The sequence below is a fragment of the Nonomuraea longicatena genome (assembly GCF_039525605.1).
Taxonomy (GTDB): domain Bacteria; phylum Actinomycetota; class Actinomycetes; order Streptosporangiales; family Streptosporangiaceae; genus Nonomuraea; species Nonomuraea longicatena.
Window position 1 is genome coordinate 1 of sequence record NZ_BAAAHQ010000010.1, and the last position, 11,562, is coordinate 11,562.

An 11,562-nucleotide genomic window follows, 5' to 3' on the forward strand; every position below is an offset into this window, starting at 1 on the left:
GCCGCCTCGGCCAGCCCCCGCGCCAGCAGCAGCGCGGCCGAGGCGGACGGCGCGGTCCTGCCCTCGATGCCGTGGGCGAAGCGGGCCAGCAGATGGGCGGCCTCCTCCGCCCGCCCGGCGCGCAGCAGCGCCGTCACAGCGGCGGGAACGAGCTGGTCGCCCCACGCCCACACGCCCTTGGACACCAGACGCGCCACGGCCTGCCCGGTCTGGGCGGCGGCCTCGGCGTGCTCGCCGCGCGCCAGGTGCAGCTCGATGAGCGCCCCCCAGGCGGCCAGCACGAGCGGCAGGTAGCGGGCGTCGGGGTCGTCGAGGCCGGAGGCGTACAGGTGGGCGGCGGCCTCGGCCCACTCGCCGGAGGCGAGCGCGAGTCGGCCCAGCACGTAGTGGCCCTCCAGCCCGGCGACCGGGGTGTCGCCCATCGCCTCGATGACGGCGGCGGCGCGGGCGGCCAGGCCGTCCCACCGGCCGGTGAGCAGTTCGAGCCGCAGGGCGACGCCGCGCGCCAGCGCCCCGGGGAAGAACGCGCCGGTCTCCTCGGCCAGCTCGCGCCCCCGTCTGCCGAGCTCCTCCGCGCACGGGTACAGGCCGAGCGTCGCGGCCAGGTCGTACAGGTTGCAGTACGCGCGCGCCACCTGCCTGCGCACGGCCGCCGACGGGTGGGTGCCCGGCAGCGTCTCGGCGAGCTCGGCGGCCTCGGGCGCGCCCACGGACATCGCCAGCGCCGCCCGGTTGCCCCGTACGGCGGCGGCGGGCTCGGGGTCGTCCTCCAGCGCGACGAGCTCCTCCGCGCGGGCCATCCACTTCTCGTGGGTCGGCAGCGACTCCGGGCCCCAGCCGGGCATGGCGAGCCCGGCCAGGCCGCGAGCGGCGAGCGCGGGCCGGTCGGCCAGCTCGTCCACGGCGGCGAGGATCGCCGGACGCCCGGCCGCCACGTCGCCGCCCTGGCCGAACAGCATCAGGCCGAGCGACAGGCGGGCCTCGCCGCGTAGGTCGGGCGACAGGCGGTCGTCGGACAGCAGGTTGCGCAGCAGCCGCACCACGCGCGGACAGGACAGTCCGGCCAGCGCCAGCCGGGCCAGCGTGAGCACCAGCCCGGCCCGGCGCGAGCCCGGTAGCTGCGGGTCGGCGATCATCTCCTCCAGCACCTGGACGGCCAGCGGCGTGTCGCCCAGCGCGGAGGCGCGTTCGGCGGCGGCGGTGCCGTAGTCGAGCCAGGCGGTGTCGTCGCCGGAACGGCGGGCGTGGAAGGTGAGCTGCACCAGCGGCGGCGGGTCGAGCGCGGCCAGCGCGGCGACCGCACGCTCGTGGGCGAGCCTGCGCTCGGGGCCGGGGACGGTGTCGTAGACGGCCTCCTGGGCCAGCGTGTGGCGGAAACCGTACCCGCCGGGATATTCGTGCAGCACCCCGACCTGCAGCGCCTCGACGAGGCCGCGCGCGGTGCCGGCGACGTCGGCGACCGCGCCGAGCTGGGCCTCCCGGGCGGGCAGGCGGAGGACGGCGGCGGCCCGCACGACGGCGAGGGCGGCGGGCGACAGGCGGGCCAGCTGCTCGGTCATCGACTCGCGCAGCAGCAGCGGCACCCCCGCGCGTTCCAGGGCCTCGGGGCGGCGGTCGTCGCCGAGCGAGCGCACGACCTCCTCGACCAGGAACGGGATGCCCGAGGTGAGTTCGTGTAATCGGCCGGCGAAGGCGGGCGGCACGTCGGCGTGGCCGAGCAGGGCGGCGGCCAGCGTGCCGACGGCGCGGGCGTCGAGCGGGCCGAGCGGGATCACCACGCTGGTCGCCTCGGGGGAGCGGCGGTAGGAACTGCCGAGCGCCAGCCCGGTGGGCGGCAGGTCGCCCCTGCGGTAGGTGAGCACCAGCGACAACCCGTCCGGCGGGCGGCGGCGCAGGAACCGCAGCAGGTCCTGGGTGCCGTCGTCGGCCCAGTGCAGGTCCTCGACCACCAGGACGGTCGGCCCGGCGGCCGCCAGCAGCTCGTGGACGGCGCGGAACAGGCGATGGCGCTCGGCGGCCGGGTGCTCAAGCGGCTCCGGCGCGGCGGGCAGCACCTCGTCGAGTTCGGGCAGGTGGCCGCGCAGCGCGCCCGTGACCGGGTTGAGCGGGAGCGAGCGCGGCAGGCGCGGCAGCAGCTCGCGCAGCGCCTCGAACACCGGCCCGTAGGGGAACGGCTCGCGAAGCTGGTGGCAGTGGCCGAGCAGCACCGTGCGGCCCTCCGCCGCCGCCCGCACGGCCGCCGCGTGCGCGAGCGTGGTCTTGCCTATGCCGGGCTCGCCTTCGACCAGCGCGACAGAGGGCGGGCGCGCCAGGGTGTCCAGAAGCACCCGGAGCGCCGCGTCGCGCCCCACCAAACCCGGCCAGTCGCCCATGGACGGCTCCGAACGAATAGGTGAGTCATCCGGACCGTATCCACCCGCGACCCGCCGTTCAATCCCGGATCCTGACCGGACGGTCGCGGATCTTGTCAATCGCGGGGGCGGCCGCCCCTGACGCGGACGGGCCCGCGGCTCTCCTGACGCTCGGCCCGGCGGCGGTCGCGGCCCTCCGGACGGCCCTCCAGACGGCGCTCGATCTCGCGGCGGATCTGGTCCTCGTCGGCCCGCTCCCACTGGATCGGGTCCGGCTCGCGGCCCTCTCGGTCCCGCGCCTCACCGCGCTGATCCCCGTGCTGATCCCCGCGCTGATCCCCGTGCCGGTCCCGGCGTTCGTCCTGGCGTTCGTCCTGGCGTTCTTCCCGGCGTTCGCGGCGCTTCGCCTTGCGCTCGGCTTCCTCGGCCTCCTTGAGGCCCGGCGTGAACCCACCCCCGAATCGCGACATGTCGGGATAGTGGAAGCCGGTGGCATCTCTGCCGCTCAGCGCGTTCTCCATCGACTCCACCCAGATCGGGCCGGGCAGCGAGGCCCCCTGCACCGAACCGTAGTAGCGGTCGCCGATCTGCACCCCGGTCAGCGGGTACCGGTAGGAGCCCCGGATGTCGCCCATGCTGACCGCGGCCGCCAGATCCGGCGTGTAGCCCGCGAACCAGGCCGAGGTGTAGCCGTTGTTCGTGCCCGTCTTGCCCGCCGCCGGGCGGCCGATGCTCTGGCCCTTCATCGTGCCCTGCGTGAACACCCCGCTCAGCACGTGGTTGACCGCGTCGGCCACCGGCCGCTCGATCACCTGCTCGCAGGCCGGGGGCACCGCCGTACGGACCCCCGCCTCGTCGGTGATCTCCACGATCGACTGAGGCTTGCAGTAGCGGCCGCGCGCCCCGAACGCGGCGAAGGCGCCCGCCACCGTCACCGGGTCCACCTCGTTGACGCCCAGCGTGAACGTCGGCACCTCGCGCAGCGGCGTGCCGTCGGCCCGGGTGACGCCGAGCGCCCGCGCGGTCCTGACCACGTTGCACAGGCCGACCTTGCGCTCCAGCATCATGTAGAAGATGTTGACCGACTTCCACGTGCCGGTCTCCAGGCTGTGCGGGCCGCCCTTGCCCTCGCCGCTGGCGTTGAAGACGCGGGCGGAGTTGTCGTTGACGGCGTTGCCCTGACAGTCGCGGTAGCCGTACGACGGCACCAGCATCCCGGGCGTCTCGAAGCCCTGCCCGAACCGCCACCCCTGCTGCAGCGCGGTCGCCAGCGTGAACACCTTGAACGTCGAGCCCGCCTGGAAGCCCATGCCGCCGCCGTGCGCGACGTCGGCGGCCAGGTTGAAGGTCGTCTTCGGGCCGTTCTTGCGGTCTCCCGGGTTGCGGCCGAACCTCTTGCTGGCCGCCATCGCCCGGATCCGCCCGGTGCCCGGCTCCACCATCGCCTCGGCGGCCACCTCGGAGTCCGCGGCGTCCACGTACCGGCCGATCGCCTGGTCGGCGGCCCGCTGGGCGCGCGGGTCGAGCGCGGTCCTGATCGTCAGCCCGCCCCTGGACATGCGGCGCTGCCGCTCCGCCGGCGTGTTGCCGAAGGCCGCGTTGGTGAGCAGTTCGCGCTGGACGTACATGCAGTAGAACGGGTAGGCGCTGGCCTCGCACCCGCCGGGTGCTGGCTGCAGCCGCAGCGCCAGCCGCGCCTTCTTGGCGGCGCCCGCCTCGGCGGCGGTGATCAGTTCGAGCGAGGCCATCCGGTCCAGCACCAGGTCGCGGCGCATCTTCAGCCGCGCCTGCTGCCTACGGCCCAGCGAGGGGTCGTTGGCGTACGGCGAGCGCACCGCGCCCGCGAGCGTCGCCGCCTGCGCCAGCGTCAGCCGGTCGGCGGAGGTCGAGAAGAAGCGCCTGGCCGCCGCCTCCACCCCATAGGCGCCCGCCCCGAAATAGGCGATGTTGAGGTAGCGCTCCAGGATCTCGTCCTTGCGGTACTTCTCCTCCAGCGCCAGCGCGTACCTCAGCTCGGTGATCTTGCGGGCCAGACTGGGGGCACGCGCCCGGTCGCGCTCCTGCTCGGACTGCGCGCCCTCCACCAGGATGTTCTTCACGAGCTGCTGGGTGAGGGAGGATCCGCCCTGCCGGATCCCGCCCGCCTGCGTGTTGGTCAGCAGCGCCCGCAGCGTGCCCTTGACGTCGAGGCCGCCGTGCTCGTAGAAGCGTGCGTCCTCGATGGCCACGATCGCCCTGCGCATCACCGGCGTCACCTGCGCCAGCCGCACCTCGGTCCGGTTGGCCTCGTAGAACTGCGCGAACGGCTTGCCGTTCTTGTCCAGCAGCCTGGTCACCTGCGACAGCGGCTCCTCGCGGGGAGCCGGCGGCAGGTCGACGAAGGTGTCGGCGACGTTCTTGACCGTGAGCCCGGCCCCGCTGACGGCGGGGACCGCGAGCGCGGCCGCCAGCAACCCGCCGAGCGCGCCGACCGCACCCAGCACCCCGACCGTTTTGACGACAGTCACGCAGGATGATGTACGACCCGGTGCCCGGCCGCAAACACCGGATCGCCACTCTTTTACCCGCGCCTTTGGATGTCCAGCCCGAGGGTCTTGAACTGCTCGAACGGCCGGTGGTAGCCACGCTCGATGTGGTGGACGCCGCGCAGCGTGGACGGGCCGTCGGCCACGGCCGCCGCCAGCACGGCGGAGAAGCCCGCGCGGATGTCGGGCAGCCGCACGTCGGCCCCCTTGAGCTGGGAGACCCCGCGCACCACGGCCGAGTGCTTGGCGTTGGAGTCGTGGTAACGGCAGGCGGGCCCGCCGAGGCACTGGTCGAACACCTCGATCTCGCAGCCCATCGCCTGCAGCGCGGGCACGTACACGAGGCGGTTCTCGAAGACGGTCTCGTGCAGCACCGACATGCCGTGACTCTGCGTGAACAGCACCATGAGCGGCGTCTGCCAGTCGGTCATGAAACCCGGATGCGTGTCGGTCTGCACCGCGGCCGCGCGCAGCCCCTCCGGCGGCGCGGTCGCGCACAGGTACTCGTCGTTGATCTCGAAGCGGGCGCCCATCCGGGCCAGCGTGGTGATCGCCGTGACCAGCCGGTCCTGCGGGCAGCCGTGCACGCGCACCTCGCCGCCCGTCACCAGGCCCGCCGCGAGGTAGGAGAAGGCCTCGATCCGGTCGCCCGCCAGCCACGTCTGCGCCCCGTGCAGGCGCTCCACGCCCTCGATGACGATGCGCCGGTCGGGCGACAACTCGATGCGGGCGCCCATCCGCTGCAGGAACAGCGCCAGCTCGACGACCTCCGGCTCCATCGCCGCGTTCTTCAGCACCGTCTTGCCCTCGGCCAGCACCGCCGACATGAGGATCGTCTCGGTGGCGCCCACGCTCGGGTACGGCAGCTCCAGGCGGGTGCCGTTGAGCCGCTTGGCCTTGGCGTACACCCCGCCCTCCTGGATCTCCACCTCGGCGCCCATGTCGCGCAGGGCGGCCACGTGGAAGTCGATGGGCCTGCGCCCGATCGGGTCGCCGCCGACGAGCGGCACGAAAGCCTCGCCCGCGAGGTGCAGCAGCGGCCCGAGCATGAGGATCGGGATCCGGTTGAGGCCGGTGTACTCGGCCGGGACCCGGGGCTCGATGCGCGGCCCCTGCTCGATGCGGATCTCACTGTCGTCGATCTCCACGGTGATGCCGAGGGCGCGCAGCATCGACGCGGTGATGCCCACCTCGCCCACCTCGGGCGCGTTGCCGATGATGGACTCGCCGGTGCCCAGCATCGCGGCCACCATGTGCTTGGACACGCCGTTCTTCGATCCTCGGACGACGACGTCCCCTCGCAGCGGCCCGGAGGGTTCGATCAGCCAGACCTCTTCATCGCTCATCCGGCCATTGTCCCGTGTCCTGGGTGATGCCCCTCTCGCCGGTCCGCCTCGGCGTGTTTCGGTGGGTACCGGGATACCATCGAGCGATTCAGGCACACATGGGTAGGGGAGTGATTTCGTGCGCCCTGTGCGGGCATTCACCTTGACTGTGCTGATCCTGGCGGCGCTGGGGGTGCTCGCGGGGCTCCTGTGGTCCCACCTCTCCCCGCGCGCGCCCTACACGGTGGCGGGGACGGAGACCGTACTGGCCGACCCGTCCACGCAGGCGCTCATCGCGGCGGACGGCTGGTTCGCCGTCGTCACCGGCGGGCTCGGGCTCGCCAGCGGCCTCGCGGTCTGGCTGCTGAACCGCCGCGAAGGCCAGCTTGAGGCGTTGCTCGGCCTGTGCGTCGGCGGGGCGCTCGCGGCGTTCCTCGCGTACTGGGCGGGCTCGACGTTCACGCTGGGCGTCGTCACCGTCGAGGCGGCCGCCCAGCCGGGCCTGAAGGTGGTGCCCGGCTCGCTGGACCTCACCGCCAGGGGCGTGCTGGTGTCGTGGCCGCTGGCCGCCGTGTTCGTCTTCGGCCTGCTCGAAGGGCTGCACGGCTACCGCGAGTCGCCGCTGCGCAACCCGATGGGCCTGTGAGCCCTAGAGCGACGGGTGGCGGGCGTGGTGCGCGGTGACCGCCTCGAAGGCGCGGGCCACCCGCAGCACGCGGGCGTCGGCGAACGGCCTGCCGATGATCTGCACGCCGACCGGCAGCCCCTCGGCGGTGAAGCCCGCGGGCACGCTCGCGGCGGGCGCGTGCAGCACGCTGACCCAGTACGCCGAGCGCATCCACGCCAGGTAGTCCGGCATCGCCACGCCGGCCACCTCGGCGACGTACGGCTCCTCGACCGGGAACGGCGGCACCTGGCTGACCGGGGCCAGCAGCACGTCGTAGTCGTCCCAGAAGGCCGCCATGCGCCGGTACAGGCCGGTGCGCAGCACCTCGGCGCGGGCCAGGTCGGCGCCGGTGACGCGGCGGCCCTGCTCGGCGTTCCAGCGGGTGTTGGGGCCGAGGACGTCCAGGTCGGGGTGGGCCAGCGCGTAGTACCAGGCGCGGTAGACGCGGAAGGCGTCCTCGGCGTCCGACAGGTCGAGGTCCACCGCTTCGACGTCGGCGCCGAGTTCGAGCAGGACGCGGGGGGCCTGCGCGGTGACCTCCGCCGTGCGCGGATCGACCGGCAGCCCGCCGAGGTCGGGGCTCCAGGCGACCCGCAGGCCGCGCACCCCCTCCTCCGGATCCGGCGTGTACGGCGCCGCGATCGAGTACGGCGACCCGGCGTCGAAGCCCGCCACGACCCCCAGCATCAGCTCCAGGTCGCCGACGGTGCGGGCCATCGGCCCCGGCACGGACAGGGTGTACCAGGCAGCCTTGCCCGACAGGTCGGGCACCCGGCCGGGAGTGGGCCGCAGCCCGGCCACGTTGCAGAAGGAGGCCGGGTTGCGCAGCGAGCCGCCCATGTCGGAGCCGTCGGCCAGCGGCACCAGGCCCGCCGCCAGGGCCGCCGCCGCGCCGCCGCTGCTGCCGCCGGCCGAGCGGCCGAGGTCGTAGGGGTTGCGGGTGGCGCCGAACACGTCGTTGACCGTGTGGGAGCCGGTACCGTACTCGGGCGTGTTGGTCTTGCCGACGGTGATGGCACCCGCCGCCCGCAGCCGCCGCACGATCAGGTCGTCGCGGTCCGGCACGTGGTGGGCGTAGACGGGTGAGCCGTAGGTGGTCCTGATCCCGGCGGTGTCGAACAGGTCCTTGTGGGCGACGGGCAGGCCGTGCAGCGGGCCTTTCGGGCCGTGTGCGTCGGCGCGCGCGGCCTCCTCCAGCGCCCGCTCGGCGACCAGGGTGACGATCGCGTTGATCCGGGGGTTGACCCGCTCGATGCGTTCCAGGTGGGCGCGCATCACCTCGACCGCGCTCACCTGCCGCGTACGCAGCAGCGCGGCGAGCTCGGTGGCGCTCAGATAGTGCAGTTGCCTCACTCTGTGATGATAAGGATCCGGCTCTACTTGGTGATGGGCGCGGTGACCGCGCCGGTCAGCTCGACCAGCCCGGCGGGGGCGGTCTCGATCTGCAGCCCGCGCCGCCCGGCCGAGAAGTAGACGGTCGGAAAGCCCAGCGCCGAGGCGTCGACCACGGTCGGCAGCCGCTTGCGCTGGCCGAGCGGGCTGATGCCGCCGACGACGTAGCCGGTGACCCGCTCGACCCTGGCCGCCTCGGCCATGGTCGCCCGCTTGCTGTCCAGCGCCGCCGCGAACGCCTTCAGGTCGAGCCTGCCGGAGACTGGTACCACCGCGACCGCGAGGCCGCTGTCGACCTCGGCGACGAGGGTCTTGAAGATCCGCTCGTACGGCAGGCCGAGCGCGTCGGCCGCCTCCTCGCCGTAGGCGGAGGCGTCGGCGTCGTGCTCGTAGGGGTGGAGGGTGAACCCGATCTCGGCCTTCGCCAGTGCCACCGTCGCCGGAGTGCCCTGGCCGCCTGACTTGCCCTTCTTGCTCATGATCGCCGATCGTACTCAGAGCCAGCCGTTGCGGCGGAACGCTTTGTACAGCACCCAGCAGGCCAGCGCCATCACGGCGACCGCCAGCGGGTAGCCGAACGGCCATCGTAGCTCGGGCATGTGCGTGAAGTTCATCCCGTACACGCCGCTGACCAGCGTGGGGACCGCGATGATGGCGGCCCAGGCGGAGATCTTGCGCCTGTCCTCGTTCTGCCAGAGGGCGATCTGGCTCTGGTGGGCGCCGAGGATCGTGGTCAGCAGGTACTCGCTGTTGCGGACCGAGGTGTGGGCCCAGCGCAGGTGCCGTTCGACGTCGTGCAGGCGGGGACGGCCAGCCGAGACCTCCTCCGCCACAATCAGCATCGGCTCGACGGCCTCGCGGCACTGGAGGACCTCGCGGATCAGGTAGTAGATGCGGTCGATCAGGTCCGCTCTGCCTTTGGCGAAGACCCGGCGCTCCAGGTGACGTCGCCGACGGTGAGGGGGCTCAGGCGCAGGCGGTCGGCGAGTTCGGAGCGTTCGGCGTCGGTCGGGTCCTCGGCCTCGACCCACAGGAACGAGCCGGAGGGGGTGTCGGCGGGCAGCGCGCCGAGTTCGTGCACCCCGGTGGCGTCGCAGCGCCAGGCTCTGACCGTCATGGAGTCGGTCGTTTCCGTGCGGCTGGTCGCGCAAACAGGATCTACTTTGTAAAGGCGCGGCCCGGGGTGTGGCCGAAGGCACGGCGGTAGACGTCGATGAAGGCGCTGGCCGAGGACCAGCCGCACCGGTGCGCCACCGTGGTCACCGGGGCGCCGTCGGCGAGCAGCACCAGGGCGTGGTGCAGGCGGAGCCGGGTGCGCCACTGGGGGAAGGTCATGCCGAGTTCGTCGCGGCACAGGCGGGTGAGGGTGCGCTCGCTGGTGCCGGCCGCGAGAGCGAACCCGGCGAGGGGACGGGGGTCCGAGGGGTCGGCGTCGAGCAGGGCGAGGACGGCCGCGAGCCTGGGGTCGCGCGGCGCGGGCAGGTGGACGGGGCGGCCGGGGGAGGGGCGCAGGCGCGACAGGAGCAGCGCGCGGGCGAGGGGGTCACCGGGCTCCTGGGAGCAGGTGACGATGAGCTCGCGGACAAGGGGGGTGACGGCGAGGAGGGTGGGGCGAAGGAGGCCGAGGGGGTTGTCGGTGAGGCCGATGAGGTGCAGGTCGGTGCGGCCGTAGGCGCGGTGCTCGTGGACGGTGCCGGCGGGGATCCACAGGGCGCGGTCGCCGGCGGCGACCCAGGTGCCGGCGTCGGTGGTGACGGAGATGACGCCGGTGCGGGGGTAGGCGATCTGGTGGTCGTCGTGGCGGTGGGCGTCGATCGCACCGCCCGGCCGCAGGGGGCGGGCCCCGGTGAAGGCGGCGGGGGTATGGCGGGGGACTGCGGGAGGAGGTGCGGGGCGTCCGGTGTGGCAGGGGTCTGAGGCAGGGGCCGCGGGAGGGGATGCGGGGCGCTGGGTGTCTGCGGGAGGGGTCGCGGGGCGCTCCTTCGGAGCTCGCGTTCCTGTCACGGCAGGCCGCCCCCACCGCCACCCGCAGTTCGTGGTCGCCGTCCTTCCAGGAAGACGCTCCTCACCCGCGCCCCCTCCCGCCGTCACGGCGGTTTTTCGGCATTTATTGGCATCTTATCGGAAGCGCGCCATCGGCGGCCGGGCGACGATCGGAGGCGTGCGGAGAACCAGGATGGGCGTGCTCGCCGCCGGTCATGCCGGCGTGGACTTCTACCAGGGCGCGGTTCCCGCGATGATCCCCTTTCTGGTGGCCGAGCGGCATTACGGATATGTCGCGGCCTCCGGCCTGGTGCTGGCCGCCACGCTGCTGTCCTCGATCGTGCAGCCGCTGTTCGGGCTGCTGGCCGACCGCCTGCGGCTGGCCTGGCTGATCCCGGTCAGCATGCTCGCGGCAGGGGCCGGCATCGGTCTCGTCGGACCGGCCGGGTCGTACCCGCTGACCTGGCTCGCGGTCGCGCTGTCCGGGCTCGGCGTGGCCGCCTACCACCCGGAGTCGGCCCGGCTGGCGCGCGCGGCCAGCGGCGGCGGGCACGTGGCGATGAGCTGGTTCTCGCTGGGCGGGAACCTCGGGTTCGCGCTCGCGCCGCTGCTGGTGACGCCGCTGCTGGCGGCGGGCGGGGTGGGCGCCTCGCCGCTGCTGGTGGTGCCCGCGCTGCTGGGGTGCGTGCTGACGGTCGCGGCCATGCGCGCGGTGGGCGGGCGGGGGGCGGGCGGCCGTCCCCGGGTGGTGGCCGTCCGCGACGACTGGGCGGCGTTCACGCGGCTGGCGCTGGTGATGGCGGCGCGCTCGATCGCCTACATCGGCCTCAGCGCCTTCGTCGCCCTGTACGCGGGCGGCGGCGCCTCCGGGGCGGCGGCGCTGTTCGCCCAGTTCGCGGGCGGTGCGGTCGGGACCGTCCTGGGCGGGGCGCTGGCCGCCCGGTGGGGGCGGGTGCGGACGCTGCGCCTGGCGTACGCGCTCGCCGTGCCCGCTGTGGCCGGGGTGGTACTGGTGCCGGGGCCCGGCGTGCACGTCTTCGCGGCGGCGGCCGGGCTGGCGCTGTACGTGCCGTTCTCGCTGCACGTGACCCTGGGACAGGACTACCTGCCCGGCCACGCGGGCACGGCCAGCGGGGTCACGCTGGGGCTGGCGGTGAGCGCCGGAGGGGCGGTCAGCCCGCTCATCGGCGCCCTCGCCGAGGCCACGTCCCTGCGGGTCGCGCTCGCCTGCCTGGTCGCGATGCCGCTGCTGGCCTGGTTCCTGTCGCGCCCGCTGGTCGAGCCGGCCGTCAGCGTCCCGGAGCCGAAGACCTGACCCG

10 protein-coding genes are annotated in these 11,562 nt (G+C 73.9%); 2 read left to right on the plus strand and 8 right to left on the minus strand.

The window, feature by feature from the left end:
• From ABD120_RS11740 to murA, 3 genes are all read right to left on the minus strand, one after another.
• Positions 1-2,372: ATP-binding protein (locus tag ABD120_RS11740; RefSeq protein ID WP_343949824.1), on the minus strand; the 2,372-nt coding region annotated here is incomplete at its 3' end.
• A gap of 95 nt (positions 2,373-2,467) precedes the next feature.
• Positions 2,468-4,858: a transglycosylase domain-containing protein gene (locus tag ABD120_RS11745; RefSeq protein WP_343949825.1), complete on the minus strand. Its 2,391-nt coding sequence runs from the start codon at positions 4,856-4,858 to the stop codon at positions 2,468-2,470.
• A gap of 53 nt (positions 4,859-4,911) precedes the next feature.
• The gene (gene murA / locus ABD120_RS11750; RefSeq protein ID WP_343949826.1) at positions 4,912-6,222 is read right to left on the minus strand and encodes a UDP-N-acetylglucosamine 1-carboxyvinyltransferase; all 1,311 of its coding nucleotides are present in this window, start codon (positions 6,220-6,222) and stop codon (positions 4,912-4,914) included.
• A gap of 148 nt (positions 6,223-6,370) precedes the next feature.
• Between murA and ABD120_RS11755 the strand changes: the two genes are divergently transcribed.
• A complete protein-coding gene (locus ABD120_RS11755; protein WP_343949996.1) occupies positions 6,371-6,847 on the plus strand; it encodes a hypothetical protein in 477 nt (158 codons plus the stop codon).
• Positions 6,848-6,850: 3 nt separating this feature from the next.
• On the opposite strand, the gene ABD120_RS11760 is transcribed toward ABD120_RS11755, so the two are convergent.
• Genes ABD120_RS11760 through ABD120_RS11780 form a run of 5 tightly spaced genes read right to left on the minus strand, consistent with a single transcriptional unit; the run spans position 6,851 to position 10,264 of the window.
• Positions 6,851-8,221, minus strand: a complete 1,371-nt coding sequence (locus tag ABD120_RS11760) for an amidase (RefSeq protein WP_343949827.1) — start codon at positions 8,219-8,221, stop codon at positions 6,851-6,853.
• A gap of 23 nt (positions 8,222-8,244) precedes the next feature.
• Entirely contained in the window at positions 8,245-8,739 is a 495-nt protein-coding gene (ybaK, locus tag ABD120_RS11765) for a Cys-tRNA(Pro) deacylase (protein ID WP_343949828.1), read from the minus strand.
• A gap of 15 nt (positions 8,740-8,754) precedes the next feature.
• Entirely contained in the window at positions 8,755-9,201 is a 447-nt protein-coding gene (locus ABD120_RS11770) for a CorA family divalent cation transporter (protein ID WP_343949997.1), read from the minus strand.
• A complete protein-coding gene (locus ABD120_RS11775) occupies positions 9,162-9,377 on the minus strand; it encodes a hypothetical protein (protein WP_343949829.1) in 216 nt (71 codons plus the stop codon). Before ABD120_RS11775 ends, ABD120_RS11770 begins: the two co-directional genes overlap by 40 nt.
• A 41-nt stretch (positions 9,378-9,418) precedes the next feature.
• A complete protein-coding gene (locus ABD120_RS11780; protein WP_343949830.1) occupies positions 9,419-10,264 on the minus strand; it encodes a helix-turn-helix transcriptional regulator in 846 nt (281 codons plus the stop codon).
• Between the two features lie 157 nt (positions 10,265-10,421).
• Here ABD120_RS11780 and ABD120_RS11785 point away from each other — a divergent pair, with 157 nt between their 5' ends.
• Positions 10,422-11,558: an MFS transporter gene (locus tag ABD120_RS11785; RefSeq protein ID WP_343949831.1), complete on the plus strand. Its 1,137-nt coding sequence runs from the start codon at positions 10,422-10,424 to the stop codon at positions 11,556-11,558.
• Positions 11,559-11,562 lie beyond the last annotated feature (4 nt).

Bases quoted from the DNA above. Each gene is read 5' to 3' on its own strand.
- ABD120_RS11775 (WP_343949829.1), bottom strand. From the start codon at position 9,377: ATGACGGTCAGAGCCTGGCGCTGCGACGCCACCGGGGTGCACGAACTC.
- ybaK (WP_343949828.1), bottom strand. From the start codon at position 8,739: ATGAGCAAGAAGGGCAAGTCAGGCGGCCAGGGCACTCCGGCGACGGTG.
- murA (WP_343949826.1), bottom strand. From the start codon at position 6,222: ATGAGCGATGAAGAGGTCTGGCTGATCGAACCCTCCGGGCCGCTGCGA.